Annotated in this window: 21 protein-coding genes, 1 tRNA gene and 1 pseudogene; 6 read left to right on the top strand and 17 right to left on the bottom strand. The window is 71.4% G+C overall.

The window, feature by feature from the left end; genetic code table 11:
• Positions 1-1,010: alanine racemase (locus tag QZ433_RS01250; protein ID WP_295779634.1), on the bottom strand; the 1,010-nt coding region annotated here is incomplete at its 3' end.
• A gap of 236 nt (positions 1,011-1,246) precedes the next feature.
• Between QZ433_RS01250 and QZ433_RS01245 the strand changes: the two genes are divergently transcribed.
• Positions 1,247-2,392 (top strand): hypothetical protein, encoded by a 1,146-nt coding sequence (locus tag QZ433_RS01245; protein ID WP_295779633.1) that lies wholly within the window; start codon positions 1,247-1,249, stop codon positions 2,390-2,392.
• Between the two features lie 10 nt (positions 2,393-2,402).
• On the opposite strand, the gene QZ433_RS01240 is transcribed toward QZ433_RS01245, so the two are convergent.
• From QZ433_RS01240 to QZ433_RS01210, 7 genes are all read right to left on the bottom strand, one after another.
• A complete protein-coding gene (locus tag QZ433_RS01240) occupies positions 2,403-3,185 on the bottom strand; it encodes a DUF2993 domain-containing protein (protein ID WP_295779632.1) in 783 nt (260 codons plus the stop codon).
• A gap of 3 nt (positions 3,186-3,188) precedes the next feature.
• On the bottom strand, positions 3,189-4,853 hold the full coding sequence (gene argS, locus QZ433_RS01235; protein ID WP_295779631.1) for an arginine--tRNA ligase: 1,665 nt from the start codon (positions 4,851-4,853) through the stop codon (positions 3,189-3,191).
• Between the two features lie 55 nt (positions 4,854-4,908).
• The gene (locus tag QZ433_RS01230) at positions 4,909-5,304 is read right to left on the bottom strand and encodes a tautomerase family protein (protein WP_295779630.1); all 396 of its coding nucleotides are present in this window, start codon (positions 5,302-5,304) and stop codon (positions 4,909-4,911) included.
• Between the two features lie 103 nt (positions 5,305-5,407).
• Entirely contained in the window at positions 5,408-6,211 is an 804-nt protein-coding gene (locus tag QZ433_RS01225) for a transglutaminase family protein (protein ID WP_295779629.1), read from the bottom strand.
• Between the two features lie 88 nt (positions 6,212-6,299).
• Positions 6,300-6,791, bottom strand: coding sequence for a hypothetical protein (locus tag QZ433_RS01220; RefSeq protein WP_295779628.1), 492 nt, complete (start codon positions 6,789-6,791; stop codon positions 6,300-6,302).
• The gene (locus tag QZ433_RS01215; RefSeq protein ID WP_295779627.1) at positions 6,791-7,945 is read right to left on the bottom strand and encodes a serine/threonine-protein kinase; all 1,155 of its coding nucleotides are present in this window, start codon (positions 7,943-7,945) and stop codon (positions 6,791-6,793) included. Before QZ433_RS01215 ends, QZ433_RS01220 begins: the two co-directional genes overlap by 1 nt.
• 31 nt (positions 7,946-7,976) lie before the next feature.
• Positions 7,977-8,231 carry a DUF6458 family protein gene (locus tag QZ433_RS01210; RefSeq protein ID WP_295779626.1) on the bottom strand — a complete coding sequence of 85 codons (255 nt, stop codon included), beginning with the start codon at positions 8,229-8,231 and terminating at the stop codon, positions 7,977-7,979.
• Between the two features lie 119 nt (positions 8,232-8,350).
• On the opposite strand from QZ433_RS01210, the gene QZ433_RS01205 reads away from it, so the two are divergent.
• Positions 8,351-8,548 (top strand): DUF2188 domain-containing protein, encoded by a 198-nt coding sequence (locus QZ433_RS01205; RefSeq protein WP_295779625.1) that lies wholly within the window; start codon positions 8,351-8,353, stop codon positions 8,546-8,548.
• Between the two features lie 94 nt (positions 8,549-8,642).
• Complete coding sequence (locus tag QZ433_RS01200; RefSeq protein WP_295779624.1) at positions 8,643-9,125, top strand: DUF6611 family protein; 483 nt, start codon at positions 8,643-8,645, stop codon at positions 9,123-9,125.
• A gap of 59 nt (positions 9,126-9,184) precedes the next feature.
• Here QZ433_RS01200 and QZ433_RS01195 read toward each other — a convergent pair.
• The 7 genes from QZ433_RS01195 to QZ433_RS01165 form a co-directional block, all read right to left on the bottom strand.
• Positions 9,185-9,257 (bottom strand) — tRNA-Arg (locus tag QZ433_RS01195).
• Between the two features lie 76 nt (positions 9,258-9,333).
• Positions 9,334-9,507 (bottom strand): hypothetical protein, encoded by a 174-nt coding sequence (locus tag QZ433_RS01190; RefSeq protein WP_295779623.1) that lies wholly within the window; start codon positions 9,505-9,507, stop codon positions 9,334-9,336.
• Between the two features lie 82 nt (positions 9,508-9,589).
• Positions 9,590-10,039 carry a hypothetical protein gene (locus QZ433_RS01185; RefSeq protein WP_295779622.1) on the bottom strand — a complete coding sequence of 150 codons (450 nt, stop codon included), beginning with the start codon at positions 10,037-10,039 and terminating at the stop codon, positions 9,590-9,592.
• A gap of 68 nt (positions 10,040-10,107) precedes the next feature.
• A complete protein-coding gene (locus QZ433_RS01180; RefSeq protein ID WP_295779621.1) occupies positions 10,108-10,425 on the bottom strand; it encodes a hypothetical protein in 318 nt (105 codons plus the stop codon).
• 120 nt (positions 10,426-10,545) lie between these two features.
• On the bottom strand, positions 10,546-10,899 hold the full coding sequence (locus QZ433_RS01175; protein WP_295779620.1) for a hypothetical protein: 354 nt from the start codon (positions 10,897-10,899) through the stop codon (positions 10,546-10,548).
• A 69-nt stretch (positions 10,900-10,968) separates the two neighbouring features.
• Positions 10,969-11,148, bottom strand: coding sequence for a hypothetical protein (locus QZ433_RS01170; protein WP_295779619.1), 180 nt, complete (start codon positions 11,146-11,148; stop codon positions 10,969-10,971).
• Entirely contained in the window at positions 11,145-11,714 is a 570-nt protein-coding gene (locus tag QZ433_RS01165; protein WP_295779618.1) for a MarR family transcriptional regulator, read from the bottom strand. Before QZ433_RS01165 ends, QZ433_RS01170 begins: the two co-directional genes overlap by 4 nt.
• A 115-nt stretch (positions 11,715-11,829) precedes the next feature.
• Here QZ433_RS01165 and QZ433_RS01160 point away from each other — a divergent pair, with 115 nt between their 5' ends.
• The 3 genes from QZ433_RS01160 to QZ433_RS01150 all read left to right on the top strand — a co-directional run bounded on the left by QZ433_RS01160 (position 11,830) and on the right by QZ433_RS01150 (position 12,861).
• Positions 11,830-12,210, top strand: a complete 381-nt coding sequence (locus tag QZ433_RS01160; RefSeq protein WP_295779617.1) for a hypothetical protein — start codon at positions 11,830-11,832, stop codon at positions 12,208-12,210.
• 1 nt (position 12,211) lies between these two features.
• Entirely contained in the window at positions 12,212-12,541 is a 330-nt protein-coding gene (locus QZ433_RS01155; RefSeq protein ID WP_295779616.1) for a hypothetical protein, read from the top strand.
• 170 nt (positions 12,542-12,711) lie between these two features.
• Positions 12,712-12,861 carry a hypothetical protein gene (locus QZ433_RS01150; protein WP_295779615.1) on the top strand — a complete coding sequence of 50 codons (150 nt, stop codon included), beginning with the start codon at positions 12,712-12,714 and terminating at the stop codon, positions 12,859-12,861.
• A gap of 43 nt (positions 12,862-12,904) precedes the next feature.
• On the opposite strand, the gene QZ433_RS01145 is transcribed toward QZ433_RS01150, so the two are convergent.
• Positions 12,905-13,975 (bottom strand): spore photoproduct lyase family protein, encoded by a 1,071-nt coding sequence (locus tag QZ433_RS01145; protein ID WP_295779614.1) that lies wholly within the window; start codon positions 13,973-13,975, stop codon positions 12,905-12,907.
• Between the two features lie 9 nt (positions 13,976-13,984).
• Positions 13,985-14,487, bottom strand: a pseudogene (locus tag QZ433_RS01140) (Fpg/Nei family DNA glycosylase); the annotation flags it as partial.

Here is a 14,487-nt window from a genome sequence, read left to right as displayed (position 1 = left end):
GTGACGGTCTTGACCGTGCCGACCTCGTAGAGCGTGACGCCGGCCTGACCGACGATGACGCGACCGGGCTCGGTGGCGACGTCGGGCACGGGGATGCCGCGCACCGCGCACTCGGCGGCGATGGCGTCGACGATCCCGTCGGCGATCTCCTCGATGGGGCGCGGGTCGTCCACCGAGGTGTACGAGATGCCGAAGCCGCCGCCGACGTTCAGCAGCGGGATGTCTCCCCCGGCGAGCAGGTCGGCGTGCAGGTCGACCAGGCGCGCGGCCGACTCGCGAAAACCGGAGGAGTCGAAGATCTGCGAGCCGATGTGGGCGTGCAGGCCCACGAAGCGCAGGCTGGGCAGCTCGCGGATGCGGGCCACCGCCGCGGACGCGCCCTCGAGCGAGAAGCCGAACTTCTGGTCCTCGTGCGCGGTGGCGAGGAAGGCGTGGGTCTCGGCGTGCACCCCGGTGCGCACGCGGACGAGCACCGACTGCACCGCGCCGCGCCGCTCGGCGACCGCGGCGAGGCGCTCGATCTCGATCGGGCTGTCGACGACGACCGAGCCGATCCCGACCTCGACGGCGCGCTCGAGCTCGCGCACGCTCTTGTTGTTGCCGTGGAAGCCGAGACGCGCGGGCTCTGCGCCCCCGGCCAGGGCGACCTCGAGTTCGCCGAGCGTGCAGACGTCGACCGAGAGCCCCTCGTCGACGACCCAGCGGACGACCTCGGTCGACAGGAAGGCCTTGCCCGCGTAATAGACGCGAGCCCGGATGCCGTGCCGCTCGGCCGCAGCCTCGAAGGCCGCGCGAGCGCGACGGGCGTGCGCGCGCACCTCGCCCTCGTCGAGGACGTAGAGCGGAGTGCCGAACCGGTCGCGCAGGTCGAAGACCGACACCCCGCCGATCTCGACGGAACCGTCGTCGACGCGGTGTGCGCTGGTGGGCCAGACGGAGGCGACGAGCTCGTTCGCCTCGGCCGGGGCGGTGAGCCACTCGGGCACGAGTGCGGAGTGCGAGGCGGACACAGGAGGACCAATCGGTTTTTGCGGCGACGCGACGGCCGCGGATCACGGCTCCCACCCCCGCGGAGTGTCACGCGGCGGGCAGTCCTTGCAGTCTAGGGCACGGCGTATGCCGTCCCTTTCCCGCGTCCGATGATGGGTGACCCGTTGCGCGCGAACGGGTGAGGTTTCGGGCGACAGGTCGCCATGCAGCCCGCATCGGCGCCCGCGTCGGCGCGGACGGCACCTACCGTGACCTCATGATCCCGCCGCCTCCGTCTACGCTGCTCGTCGACGCGGTCGGGGTCAAGGTGCGGATCGACCTGACCGAGCTGACCGACGCCGATCGAGGAGCCGTCGAGAGCGCGTGGGCGGGCGCCCGCACCGTCGACGATGCCGGCGCGGATGCCGTCGTCCGACCCGTGCGGTCCGAACCGACCGATCAGATGCTGTCTCACCTGTCCGGCGCCGTGACGCACGAGGCCATCCGCGCGCAGCGCGGCTCGTCGTGGATGCTGCACGCCGGCGGCGTCGCGGCCCCCGACGGCGGCGTGGTCGCCCTCGTCGGGGCGTCCGGCGCCGGCAAGACCACCGCGACGCGCCGCCTCGCACGCACCTGGGCGTACGTGTCGGACGAGACGATCGGCGTCGATCCCGACGGCCGTGTCCACGCCTACCGCAAGCCGCTGTCGGTGATCACCGCGGGTCACCCCGTCAAGCTGCAGCACTCCCCCGCGAGCCTCGGCCTGCGACCGCTCCCCGACGCGACGCTCCGACTGCGCCGGATCGTGCTGCTCGATCGGTCCGATCACCATCGCGAGGCGCGACTCGTCCCGGTCGATCCCGCCGAGGCGCTCATCGCCCTCGCCCCGCACTCCAGCGCTCTCGCCGCGATGCCGCACCCGCTCACCACGGCGACCCGCCTGCTGGCGGCGACGCGGGGGCTCTGGCGAGCCGAATACGCCGAGGCCGACGACCTCGACGCGCTCATCGAAGACATCCTCCTGCGCGACGACGACCACGAAGCGCCCTCCTCCGTCGCGGCGCCCGAGCCCCCGCGCGCACCGGTAGCCGATGCCACGACGCCGGCCCCTCGCGCACTGTCCGCGAGCGTGTCGCCCGGGGGCCCGACGACCGGGGGGCGGCGGTTCCACCGCGCACCCGCGGTCGAGACGCTCCCCTTCTCCCCCGATCGACTGGCCGTGCTGACCGCGAGCGGTGACGGCGCAGGACTCCTGCACCTTCTGGCGGGGGCGGCTCCCGCCCTCTGGCATGCGGCGGACGCGGCGACCCGAGAGGAACTCATCCGCGCCGTCACCGACGGGCGGGGGCATCGGGAGGCCCACGAGGCGATCGACGGCATCCTGGATCAGCTCGTCGAGGCGGGCCTCCTCACGGTCGCGTGAACGGAGCCGCTCAGCCGCAGGTGCCGTCGGCCTGCAGAGCGGGATCGTTCAGCAGGGCACCCGCGATGTCGAACGTGGCGACGAGGTCCTGCCCCTGCGCCGTGGCCGAGGTGAGCGTCAGCCCGGCCGGGAGGCGATCGGCGATGCACAGGCTCTGCGTCTGGACCAGCGGGTCCGCGACGCCGCCGAACTGTCCGCGCAGGGTCTCGGCGTCGATCACGTTGCCGGCGATGCGGAACCCCGAGGGCGTCAGCGTGAGGTCTCCCTCGGCGGCACCGGGCGTCGCCGTCACCCCGACCGGGATTCCGACGCCGAACAGGGTCACCGTCGTCTCGAACGACACGTCGGGCGCCGCGACATCGACCGTGCCGGCGGGAAGGTTCGGGATCTGGCTCAGGAGCGCGCGCAGCTGCTCGCGATCCAGGCGGACCGAGGCGGATCCGCCCTCGGCCGCCGAATCCCCCGCGATCGGCACGCCGCGCAGGTCGACGCGCACATCGCCGGTGATCGGGCCGAGCGCGACGTCGTCGGAGGCCACCGCCACCTCGTCCAATCGCCCGGCGATGACCTGGGGCAGCACGAGTCCGGCGAGCTGCACGTCGACGTCTTGATCGGCGGGAAGACCGACGTTCTTCACCACCAGGCTGCGAACCGTGCTCGTCACGACCGAGCGCGCGATGAACTCGGCGGCCACGACCGCCGCGGCCAGCAGGACGACGAGGACGACGAGCACGGCGACGATGCGGCCGGTCCGTCGCCGCGGACGGGCCGGTGGGGCCACGGCATCCGCCATCGCCTACATCCGCTCCGGAGCGCCCACGCCCAGCAGCGTCAGCCCGTTGCGCAGCACCTGGCCGGTGGCGTCGTTGAGCCACAGGCGGGTGCGGTGCAGCGCCTCGACCGGGGCCTCGGACAGCGGGATGACGCGGCAGTTGTCGTACCACCGGTGGTAGAGGCCGGCGAGCTCCTCGAGATAGCGGGCCACGCGGTGCGGCTCGCGCACCTCGGCCGCGTACGCGACGATGCGGGGGTACTCCTGCAGCGCGCCGAGCAGCGCCGACTCCGTCTCGTGCGAGAGCAGCTCGGGGGCGAACTCGGAGCGGTCCACGCCCGAGTCCGCGGCGTTGCGCGCCACGTTGTGGGTGCGGGCGTGCGCGTACTGCACGTAGAAGACGGGGTTGTCGTTCGTGCGCTTCTGCAGCACGTCGAGATCGATGTCGAGGTTGGAGTCGGCGGAGCTGCGCGTGAGGGCGTAGCGGGCGGCATCCACCCCGACGATCTCGACGAGGTCCTCGAGCGTGACGACCGTCCCGGCGCGCTTCGACATGCGCATCGGTTGGCCGTCGCGCACGAGGTTGACCATCTGGCCGATGAGCACCTGCAGGTTGACGTTCGGCTCGTCGCCGAAGGCGGCGCACATCGCCATGAGACGCTGCACGTAGCCGTGGTGATCGGCGCCGAGCATGATGATGCAGCGGTTGAAGCCGCGCTCGCGCTTGTCGAGGTAGTACGCCAGGTCGCCCGAGATGTAGGCGGGCTGCCCGTCGGACTTGATGATGACGCGGTCTTTATCGTCGCCGAACTCGGTCGAGCGCAGCCAGGTGGCGCCGTCGGCCTCGAAGATGTGGCCGAGGTCGCGAAGCCGCGTGACGGCACGCTCGACCGCACCGGAGTCGTGCAGGTCGTTCTCGTGGAAGTACACGTCGAAGTCGACGCCGAACTCGTGCAGCGACTGCTTGATCTCGTCGAACATGAAGTTCACGCCGAGCTCGCGGAAGGCCTCCTGCTTCGCCGCCGCGTCGAGCGCGTCGATGTCGCCGTCGTACGCCGCGGCGACGCGCTTCGCGATGTCGCCGATGTAGGCGCCGCCGTAGCCGTCCTCGGGAGTCGGGTCGCCCTGGTGCGCGGCGACGAGGCTGCGGGCGAAGCGGTCGATCTGCGCGCCGTGGTCGTTGAAGTAGTACTCGCGGGTGACCTGGGCGCCCTGCGACGACAGGATGCGCGCGAGGGCGTCGCCGAGGGCGGCCCAGCGCGTGCCGCCGAGGTGGATCGGGCCGGTCGGGTTGGCGCTGACGAACTCGAGGTTGATGACCTCGTCGGCGCGCGAGTGGTTCGTTCCGAACGCCGCTCCCTGCTCGACGATCGTCTTCGCCAGGGCGCCGGCGGCCGCGGCGTCGAGACGGATGTTGATGAAGCCGGGGCCCGCGACCTCCACGCTCGCGATGCCGTCAACGCCCGCGAGCCCCTCGGCGATCTGCGCCGCGAACTCACGCGGGTTCGCGCCCACGACCTTCGACAGCTTGAGCGCGGCGTTGGACGCCCAGTCGCCGTGCTCGCGGTTCTTGGGCCGCTCGAGCGGCAGGTCGTCGACGCTCAGCCCGGCTGACGAGCCCTCTCGTCGCGCCTCGGCGAGCGGGGCGATAACGGCGAGCAGGGCGGCGGAGAGGGCTGCGGGATTCATAACCCCTCCAGTGTATGGCGGGGCGACCACGCCGCCCGCCGCCCGAGGCCGGGTCTCAGCCGAGCTCTCCCGTCACGAACTGCGCGACGCCGTGACCGAACGACCAGTCGGCGTCGCCGTTGTCGACGATGCTGACCACCAGGTCGGAGCCGGCGACGCCCACGCGCTCGTGCAGGGTGTCGGCCAGCGCCCGGTACAAGGCGGTCTTGGCCTCGTCGGGGCGGGCCTTGGAGGTCACGCGCACCATCACCAGTCCCTCGGTCCGCTCGATCCCCAGGCCCGTGTCGAGGGCGACCAGCTCGAAGGGCTCGTGCTGCGTGAGGATCTGATAGCGATCGGTCTCGGGAACGTCGAAGGCCGAGACGACGGCATCCTGGACAGCATCCATCAGCGTCCGCAGCTGCGTCGGGTCGTAGTGACCGCGGATGACGTCGATCGCGATGAGGGGCATGGGGTTCTCCTTCGCCGGGTGGGGCCCTGATCGGTCCCGGGGCCCAGCGTCGGTCACGCACCTGTGCCCCGGCGGGGGCTTGCGCCAGGTCGCGGCGTCGCCCTCAGGCGATCTGGACGAGCGCCTCGTGATCGTCGGCCGCGGACGCCTCGTCGCCCTCGAGCACGGCATCCACGTGCATCGCCTCGAGGCCCACGTACCCGCCGTGATAGCTCAGGAAGGCGCAGTCCGCGGCGTCGCGACCCGTGGCGATGCGCACGAGCGAGCGCCGATCGGCCAATCGCGTCGCATCGATGACGTACCACGCACCGTCGAGATAGGCCTCGGCGACGGCGTGGAAGTCCATCGGCGACAGCCCCGGCGCGTAGCACGCGGCGTAGCGCGCGGGCATGTCCATCGCCCGCAGCAGGGCGATCACGACATGGGCGTAGTCGCGGCACACGCCCTGACCGGTCATGAGGGTGGTGACGGCGCTGTCGGTTCCCAGGCTCAGCCCCGGCGTGTACGTGACGGTCGTGGCGACGAAGGTCGAGACGGCGGCGACCAGATCGGCACCGCTCAGTCCGCGGAACTGCCGACGGGCCTGGGCGAAGACCTCGTCGGACTGGCAGTACCGGCTCGGACGCAGGTAGCTGATCGTCTCGAGATCGCTCGTGCGCGGGCTCTGCGCGGGGCCCTCCACGACCGCGTCGTAGCGCACCTCGAGGCGACCGGGCTCGGCGCCCAGGCGGTGCAGGCGGCTTCCGGACTGGTCGACGATCTCGGTCGGGGTGTAGACCCGCTCCCCCTGCGCGAACGTCAACACCTCGCTGGACAGGGGCACGCCCTGGGCGGCGGTGATCTGGAAGATGAGGTCGACGGACGCCCCCAGATCGAGGTCGAGTCGGGAGGTCACTCGGCGCGGCACCGGGCAATCCTCGCACGCCGCGACGCGCCCACGGACCGCGCGCCGCGAATCGGTCCGGACACGCCCGACGAGTCGCCGCGCGCGGGGCTCAGCCGTCCTTCTTGCCGGGGCCGAAGTCCTTCGCCCCGGGGCCCTTCTCTCCCTTGTCGCCGCCCTTGCCCCCGGGTCCCTGGTCGGTCGGCTGCTGGTCGGTCGGCTGCTGCTCGGCGGGCGGATCGCTCTGCTGGTCGCCGCCGTCGTCCGAGACCGAGTCCTGCGCGGGCTCCGTCTCCTGCTCGGTGGGCGTCGGAGTCGGCGTCGGCGCGAGCGAGGCGAGGTCGGCGCGGACGGTGGCGATGCGGCTCAGGATGCCGTCGGCCTCGTCCGCGGTGATCTCCCCGGCGTCGCGCCGGGCGATGACGTCGGCCTCGAGGGCGTCGAGGTTCGCGAGCGCCGAGGTGTAGTCGCCCGTGGCCGCCTGCGAGGCGAGGGTCTGCACACTCTGCTGCCAGGCCGAGGGCGCGGCCGCCGGGGGCGTGCACCCGGCGAGCACGAGGGTCGCGGCGACGAGCGCGGCGGTCGTCGAGGTCGCGCGACGCATCACGGCGCCACCTCCCGATACAGGTCGTCCATGTGCTGATCCAGCGGCTGCGGCAGGGTCGGAAGTTCGGGCTGCGCGGCGGCGTCCTGGCCGTTCGCCACCACGACGGCGGTGACCACTCCCAGCGCGAGGACGAGTGCGACCAGGGATGCCACGGTGACGGTGCGCCGGGACAGGCGCCTTCCCGCGCGGTCGCCGCCCGCGTTCCACACCCGGGTGGGCGCCGTTCCTCCCGGCATACCGGCGGTGGCGGCCTCCAGACGCGCCGTGGGTGCGTCCGCGCCGACCGGCGGACGGGGGACGTCGACATTGGCGAGGGTGCGCAACGCGACGATGAGCGCGGTGGCATCCGGCCTGTCGGACGGTTCGAGAGCGGTCATGTGCGACAGCACCTCGCGCCAGGACGGCGGGATGTGCGCGGGGATGTCGGGCGTCGACACCAGCCGGGCGGCCAGCGCCTCGTGCGGGGTCGCCGAGGACCACGGACGCGACCCCGTGAGGGCTTCGAGCAGCACGAGTCCGAGGGCGTAGACGTCGCTGCGGGGCGAAGCCGGCATCCCCCGCGCCTGTTCCGGGCTGAGGTAGGCCGCGGTACCGACGACGGTATCCGCCCGCGTGACGCGGGTGGCACCGACCAGCGAGGCGATGCCGAAGTCGGCGAGCGTGGCGCGCGGCGTCTCTCCCGTGTGCGCGGCAGGACGGATGAGGATGTTGGACGGCTTGACGTCACGGTGCACGATGCCCCGCGCGTGGATGACCGCGAAGGCCTCGGCGACCTCGCGGCCGATGCGCGCCACCTCGGGCCCGGCGAGGGGACCGCGCGCGATGCGGTCGCCCAGGGTGGGTCCCGAGATGAGCTCCATCGCCAGGTACGCGGGAGTGGAGGCGAGACGCGCGTCGTACAGCGTCACCAGCGACGGATGCGACAGCGACGCCAGCAGTCGCGTCTCGGAACGCACCCGGGCGACGTCGGCCGGGTCGGCGCCGTCGCCGTCGATGATCTTGATCGCCAGTGTTCGCTCAAGCGCGGTGTCGACCGCCTCGTAGACCCGGGCGTACCCGCCCCGGCCGAGCAGGCGACCGAGGCGGTACCGCCCGTCGAACAGCTCGTCCGCCGCCGGATCGGATGCCACGGTCGGTGTCGGTTCGCTCATGTTCTGCCTCCGGGGATGGACCCCGAAGTCGTCAGACGAGGTCGTCGTTGGAGGAGCGCGTGGTCGAACGGGTGACCTGGGCGCCCCCCACTCCTTCGGTGCGGGTCACCGTGTCGGTTTGGCGACGGCGCACCAGCAGCACGACGCCGATGAGGAAGACCACGACTCCGGCTCCCATCATGATGTACCCGATCATGCCGAGGCTGACGTAGTCGTTCGGCAGATTGACCGCGAACGCGAGGATGGCGCCGATGACGAACAGCGCGATTCCGGCTCCGATGCTCATGATGTACCCCTTTCGAAGGTGCTCACAGCATCCCAGGAGGGCGCCCGAACCCGTCTCGGTCTTGACAACGCCTGTCAAGACGGGGGCTGCTCTCGATGGTCGGGTGTGACATGGATGCCATGACGAAGAACGACGTGACCACCCGATCGAACCGTGGCCAGTGGGAGAACGCGGTCGAGGGCCGCCCCGAACTGTCGGCGAGCTTCTCGAGTCGCGAGGAGGCCGTCGACCAGGGCCGCGCGGTCGCCGACGAGCTCGGCTCGCGCCACCTCGTCGAAGAGGCCGAGGCCACCGGCGCGGCCAGCGACGAGGACTGACCGCCGTTCGGAATCCGTCGGTTCGCCGGGGTCGGGCGCATGGATTCCGCCAGGATCCCCGCGGGGGCTCCGCGACGGGACGACCGTGGTCGGCATGACGACGAATGCTCTCCGACTCCCCCGCGTCGACACCGGCGCATGGGGCTCGTACGAGTGTCGGGTGGGCGGCCATGGCATGGTCACCGAGCACCTGCAAGTGCTGCCGCCCGACACCACGCCGCGCGACCGGGCTCTATGGGCGCTGCTGACGATCTGGCCCGGTGCGGGATTCCTCCTCGGCATCGCGGCCGCCGTCGCCGCGCACCAGCTCACCGGAGCCGACGCGAGCGCTGCGATCGGTGCCGTCGTGTGGCTGCTGCCCTGGGCGGTGATGGAGTGGCGCGGGCGTCGCTTCACGCGCCGGGTGCACGAATCGTGGCGCATCCACGACCTCGCCTCGTGGGAGCCGTCGCTGTCGCCGCTGCGCGAGGACGCGCGGCGGCTCGGCGCGGCGGACCCGGGACCGCTGTGGGCCGAGTGCGGCTCGACGTGGAGCGAGGTCTACGCCCGCACACCGTCGCGCACGCGGCGGGGCTGATCGACCCGATGAACGACGAAGCGCCGCCCGAGTGGGCGGCGCTTCGTGTTGTGGTGGAGTGCCCTCGACAGGAATCGAACCTGCGACCTTTGGTACCGGAAACCAACGCTCTATCCCCTGAGCTACGAAGGCGGGCCTGTCCAGGTTAGCACCGCGGCGGCGGCGGACCCGACCCGGCGGCGGGGCACCCACCCCGCCGCGGGCGGCGTCACTCGTCGCCGATGACGCCGATCCCGGTCGCCTGGTGATCGGCGTTAGGGTCGTCCTTCGACGGCGCCTTGACCTCTTCGTCGACGTCGTTCTCCTGGCTGGGCTTGACCGTGGGGTCGTCGCCGAGGTCCGCGGACTCGTCGGGGGTCGTGTCGTCGCGCTGATCGCTCATCGTGTTCCTCTCGTTGCGGAGATCCCAGCCTCGCAACGACCGCCGTCGGCGCGTACCGGCTTGACCCGCCGTGCACAGGGTCCTAGTGGTGGAAGAGCGCACGCACGCGGCGGGCGAGCGGCATCCGGAGCATGACCTCGCGTCCGTCGACGTCGACCGTGACGATCGAGCCCCCCAGCCCGCGGCCGGGTGCGGGTGCGGCGTCGCCGCGGACGTACGCCTCGGCCACATCGACGTAGACGGCGAGCAGCTGCGCGCTCTGATCCTTGGACGAGGACGCGTCGACGAGCTGCATGCGGTGGCCCGTGTCGGTCTCGACCGAGAACCACCGCGAGCCGGGCGTCGACACCAGCGCCCACCGGTCACCGCGCGAGAAACGCGCCCACGCCGCTCCGTCGCGCAGCTCGGTCGTCACCGCGAGATCCGCCTGGGCGACGACGAGGACCTCGAGCATGGCGAGCGCCTCGGCGGCCGTGACGTAGTCGGCGCGGTCGGCGCTGAGCCCACCCCACTCGAATCTGCGCTCGCTCATCCCGCCGCCTCCTCGCCACGCACGTCAGGGACGAGCGTAACCCCGCGCAGGGTCGTGCGGGCGGTCGCTCAGGCCAGACGCAGGCTGTCGTCGGGGTGCAGACTCCGCAGAGGGACGGTACCGTCGACGATCGCCCGCAACGCCCGCGGACTGACCTCGAGCTCCGCCGAGAGGGTCTCGATCCCCGTTCCGGAAGACACGGCCGCGCGCAGAGCCGACTCGGCCTCGCGCGTCGCCTGATCGACCTCACCCGCGGAGCTGCGGACGAATGCGGCCAGACGGGCCCGGGCGACCCGGATCCACGCGCGCTGACGCTCGCGCGGATCGGTGGACTCGGTCGCTGCGACGGGGGCGGGCGCGAGGGCACCGTGGCGATCGGGCGACATGACTCTCCACTCCGGACGTTCGACGCCCGCGCGGACCGCGGACGTCATCCCATGCTGAGGGAGGGAGAGGCCGAGCACATCCTCCGAGAGGATGAACCCGGATGAATTCCGGGTGACGTCTCAGCCCCGGGTGGGCTGATCGAAATCCCAGTCGATCGGTTCGTCGTCGGCATCCCGATCCGGCTCGACGGCACGCAGGTGCGTACGCGGGAACAGCCGGTGGTTCTTCAGCTCCTCGGCGGCGCGGGAGAAGTCCGGCTCCTCGTCGTGCCACTCGAGAGGGGAGGACAGGACGTCATTGCCCACACCGATCACCAGCTCGGCCTGCGCGACCCTCTTCTCGTCGGTGACGATCGGGATGTGCACGGCCTCGGCCTGACCCTCTTTGGCCACCGCCGCCGTCAGTTCGACCAGGGACTGCGCGACGTCGTCGGTGGTCGTCACGGTTTCACCGGCATAGGTCACGCTTCTCATGCTCCGAGCTTGCGGGACCCGTTCCGCCGACGCACGCGGGTTGCCCCGGCGCGACGGGTGAGCTACGGATCAGTCGCGGCGCTGCGCGCTGCGGAACATCGCCTCGTCCAGCTCGAACCACACCGCGCGGACGGTGTCGAACTCCCCGAAGGGTTCGGGTTGCGGGTCGCTGAGGGAGAGGCGGTAGCCGCGAGGCAGGTCATCCACGTGCTGTCCGTCGCGCGGGCCGCCGACGAGCACGAAGATCACGGGGACTCGATCTGCGGGGTCTCGCTCGCGGCCGGTTCGACCGCGACGCCGTCCACGGCGTCGCTCATGCGGTGCAGGAAGGCCACCACGGCGGCGGACTCCTCGGGGCTCATGTCGATGACGGCCGCGAGCATGCGGTCGTGCATGTTGCCGAGTGTCTGACGGACCTCGGCGTCCGCGCGCGGCGTGGACTCGATGAAGATGCTGCGCCGGTCGTCGGGGTTCGCGCTGCGCACGATGTGACCGGACCGCTCCAGACGGTCGAGGATGGCCGTGGTCGACGCGGTCGACAGGCCGAGGTACCGGGTGAGCTCGCCGGGGCGGACCCGGCGCGTCTTGTCGCGCAGCAGATAGCGCAGGACGAGCAGCTCGTTCTCGCCCATCGACATGGAGTCGCGCGTGCGACGTCGCATGGCGACCTCGGCCGCGCGGTAGATGCGCAGCGCCTCGAGGACGGCCTTGCTGCGTCGCCGCCGGTCGGCCGGCTCGTCGCCGTACCAGTACGTGACCTCGTCGTCGGACCCCGCGGTGGTGGTTTCGCGGGACGTGGTTTCGACGTCTGTCATGGCACACTCCTCCCCGCTCGTTCTCGAACTATACAACGAAACAAATAGTTAGACAAACTAGTTACTAAGCGAGTATGTTCTACACGCAGCTAATCGCTTCTGAAGGGAGAACCCCATGGGCCACCTGTTCTACGGCACGTCTACCGAGTCGATCACCATCCCCGACCGTCTTCTCTCCCACATCAAGGTGGTCGCCACCACCAAGCTCCGCCGTTCCGAGAGCTTCACCCTCAGCTGGACCCACGTCGACGGCACCCCCGGTCGTTCCACTCTCTGGCTGCAGCCCGCCATCCCGCTGCGCTTCGTCTTCGACTCGGTGGAACCTGAGTCGCTGAACGCCACCACGCTGAAGAACATGGCCGACATGGCGAACTCCTCCGCCGGTCTCGTGGTCGATCTGACCGCCGAGATCCCCGCCGCCGAGGCCGCGCCGCGTACCCCGGTCCGCACCACCGCCTCGGCCGCCCGCCGTCGCTCGCTCTCGGTCGCCGCCTGACATGTCCCTCACCAGCCCCACCCTCGCCTCCGTCCGCGTGACGTGGGCCAAGGTCGACACCGGCTTCTGGGTCGCGCACCGCGGCGGCGAGTACTTCGGGTGCGTCGACGCCGTCGCGGGTGGATTCGTGTCGCGCGACGCACACGGCATCCCGATCGGTCGCTACGACGCGCTCGGGACGGCGAAGTCGTCGTTGCGCAGCACCACGCACCCCGCGAACACGCGCCGCCGCGCGCACGCGGAGCGTGCCGCGCTCGTGACGGCCACCGCCGTCGGGGGAACGGCCCTGGCCTTCGCCCTCACCGCCGGCGCCCTGGCGCCCTACCTGTGAACGGCATCGCCGACGTCGACCTGCGCGACGAGGCCGACGCGTTCGAGGAGGCCGCGACCGCCGACTTCACGGCTCGATACGGCGTCACCCCGCTCTGATCGCGCGTCGACCCCCTGGACACGGCCGAGGAGTCGTGTCATGGTCGCCGTTCACTCGACGAGGGGAATGCCATGAACCCGAACGACGGTCGTCACGACGACGCCCCCGACCAGGACGCGGACGGCGCCGGCAGCGAATCACCCGAAGAGGGTTCCGCCGCTCGGCGCGACGCCGACGACGCCGCCTCCACGGCGGACTCGCCCACCGGCGAGATCGCCTGACCGACGACCCCGGGGGCCCTAAGCGGCCCCGGGGTCTCTGCGCTCAAAAGGCGTACCGCACCCGGCAGTACGGGAGCTTCCGGGCGATGAGCGAGGTCAGCGCCGCCACGCTCTCGGCCTTGAGCGGATGCCGGTAACGGACGTTGACGGCTCCGTTCTGCGATCGCTTCTCTTCTTGCACCGTCGGGGTCCAGAGCAGCTCCTCCCCCTTCGGGTGCCACCCCAGGTTGACCTCGTGCAGGCCCTCGTTGTGCGTGAGGAAGATGATCTCGCACGCCAGCTGCGCCTTGGCCCGCGGGTGCAGGGCCGCGTCGAGCTGATCGAACAACTCGGCCCAGTCGCGCAACCACGTCGGGGTGAGGATCACGGGCGAGAAGTTGACGTGCACCTCGTACCCCGCGTCCACGAAGTCGTTGATCGCGGCGATGCGCTCGGCCATGGGCGAGGTGCGCAGGTCGGTGACGCGCGCGGTGTCGGCCGGCATGAGCGAGAAGCGGATGCGGGTACGCCCCGCCGGATCCCACTCGAGCAGATCGCGGTTGACGAACTTCGTCGCGAACGACGCCTTGGCCGTGGGGAGCATGCGGAACAGGTCGCACACGTCGCGAACGTTCTCACTGATCATCGCATCGACCGAGCAGTCCCCGTTCTCGCCGATGTCGTAGACCCACGCCTCGGGATCGCACTGGTTGGGTTCGGTCTTGGGTCCCCGTGCGGCGACGTGCCGGGCGAGGTGCCGGCCGATCTGTTCGATGTTCGCGAAGACGGTGATGGGGTTGCTGTAGCCCTTTCGGCGCGGCACATAGCAGTAGGCGCACGCCATGGCGCAGCCGTTCGACAGCGAGGGGGCGATGAAGTCGGCGGAGCGGCCGTTCACGCGCGTCGTCACGCTCTTCTTGACGCCCAGCACCAGCGCCTCGGTCTTGATCCGCACCCACCGGGCCACGTTCGTCTCGTCGCCGTGCACCTCGGGGATCTGCCAGTGCGAAGCGATGGGGACGATCCGGGCCTCGGGCCACCGCGCCACGATCTCGCGCCCGCGCTCGAGGTCGAGCGCGGCGTCCTCGGCGTAGATGCGGGTGACGCGCAGCAGGTTCTCTCGGTGGACGGCCATCGTCCCGTTCTACCTCGGGGCTGCGACATCGGCGGCGGACGGCGACGGCTGGCACCGCGGGCACCACCACGTCCGCCGCTGCTCCGGATCGTCCGCCACCTCGTCGCGCACCCGCACCCGGGTACCGCATCGCAGACACGGCCGTCCCGCGCGCCCCACGACCCAGTGCGACGAACCGCGCCGCCGGTTTCCCGTCGTGACCTGGTACATCCCCGGGACGGTGGCCGACAGACGCAGGCACCGCGCGGCGAGCGCGACGAGCGCATCGAGGTCGGTCGCCCCGATGGGAGCGAACGGATGGATGCCGCGCAGGAACGCGAGCTCGTTGACCCAGAGGTTGCCGAGGCCCGCCATCCGCGTCTGATCCAGCAGCGCGGCGACGAACGGACGATCGGGGCGCTGCGACAGTCGCCGCGCCGCCTCGTCGGCATCCCAGTCCTCCCGCAGCGGATCGGGACCGAGGTACCCCACGGCGTCGATCTCTCGTGCCGTGGGCAGCAGCTCCACCACCG

Source organism: uncultured Microbacterium sp., assembly GCF_913776565.1.
In the GTDB taxonomy this organism is placed as follows: Bacteria; Actinomycetota; Actinomycetes; order Actinomycetales; family Microbacteriaceae; genus Microbacterium.
Note: the sequence above shows the minus strand (reverse complement) of the source record. Positions and strands in the feature narration are given on the sequence as shown.

Excerpts from the sequence above, each read along its gene's own strand:
- QZ433_RS01245 (WP_295779633.1), top strand. The coding sequence starts at position 1,247 with ATGATCCCGCCGCCTCCGTCTACGCTGCTCGTCGACGCGGTCGGGGTC.
- QZ433_RS01240 (WP_295779632.1), bottom strand. The coding sequence starts at position 3,185 with ATGGCGGATGCCGTGGCCCCACCGGCCCGTCCGCGGCGACGGACCGGC.
- argS (WP_295779631.1), bottom strand. The coding sequence starts at position 4,853 with ATGAATCCCGCAGCCCTCTCCGCCGCCCTGCTCGCCGTTATCGCCCCG.
- QZ433_RS01230 (WP_295779630.1), bottom strand. The coding sequence starts at position 5,304 with ATGCCCCTCATCGCGATCGACGTCATCCGCGGTCACTACGACCCGACG.
- QZ433_RS01220 (WP_295779628.1), bottom strand. The coding sequence starts at position 6,791 with ATGCGTCGCGCGACCTCGACGACCGCCGCGCTCGTCGCCGCGACCCTC.
- QZ433_RS01215 (WP_295779627.1), bottom strand. The coding sequence starts at position 7,945 with ATGAGCGAACCGACACCGACCGTGGCATCCGATCCGGCGGCGGACGAG.
- QZ433_RS01210 (WP_295779626.1), bottom strand. The coding sequence starts at position 8,231 with ATGAGCATCGGAGCCGGAATCGCGCTGTTCGTCATCGGCGCCATCCTC.
- QZ433_RS01205 (WP_295779625.1), top strand. The coding sequence starts at position 8,351 with ATGACGAAGAACGACGTGACCACCCGATCGAACCGTGGCCAGTGGGAG.
- QZ433_RS01200 (WP_295779624.1), top strand. The coding sequence starts at position 8,643 with ATGACGACGAATGCTCTCCGACTCCCCCGCGTCGACACCGGCGCATGG.
- QZ433_RS01190 (WP_295779623.1), bottom strand. The coding sequence starts at position 9,507 with ATGAGCGATCAGCGCGACGACACGACCCCCGACGAGTCCGCGGACCTC.
- QZ433_RS01185 (WP_295779622.1), bottom strand. The coding sequence starts at position 10,039 with ATGAGCGAGCGCAGATTCGAGTGGGGTGGGCTCAGCGCCGACCGCGCC.
- QZ433_RS01180 (WP_295779621.1), bottom strand. The coding sequence starts at position 10,425 with ATGTCGCCCGATCGCCACGGTGCCCTCGCGCCCGCCCCCGTCGCAGCG.
- QZ433_RS01175 (WP_295779620.1), bottom strand. The coding sequence starts at position 10,899 with ATGAGAAGCGTGACCTATGCCGGTGAAACCGTGACGACCACCGACGAC.
- QZ433_RS01165 (WP_295779618.1), bottom strand. The coding sequence starts at position 11,714 with ATGACAGACGTCGAAACCACGTCCCGCGAAACCACCACCGCGGGGTCC.
- QZ433_RS01160 (WP_295779617.1), top strand. The coding sequence starts at position 11,830 with ATGGGCCACCTGTTCTACGGCACGTCTACCGAGTCGATCACCATCCCC.
- QZ433_RS01155 (WP_295779616.1), top strand. The coding sequence starts at position 12,212 with ATGTCCCTCACCAGCCCCACCCTCGCCTCCGTCCGCGTGACGTGGGCC.
- QZ433_RS01150 (WP_295779615.1), top strand. The coding sequence starts at position 12,712 with ATGAACCCGAACGACGGTCGTCACGACGACGCCCCCGACCAGGACGCG.
- QZ433_RS01145 (WP_295779614.1), bottom strand. The coding sequence starts at position 13,975 with ATGGCCGTCCACCGAGAGAACCTGCTGCGCGTCACCCGCATCTACGCC.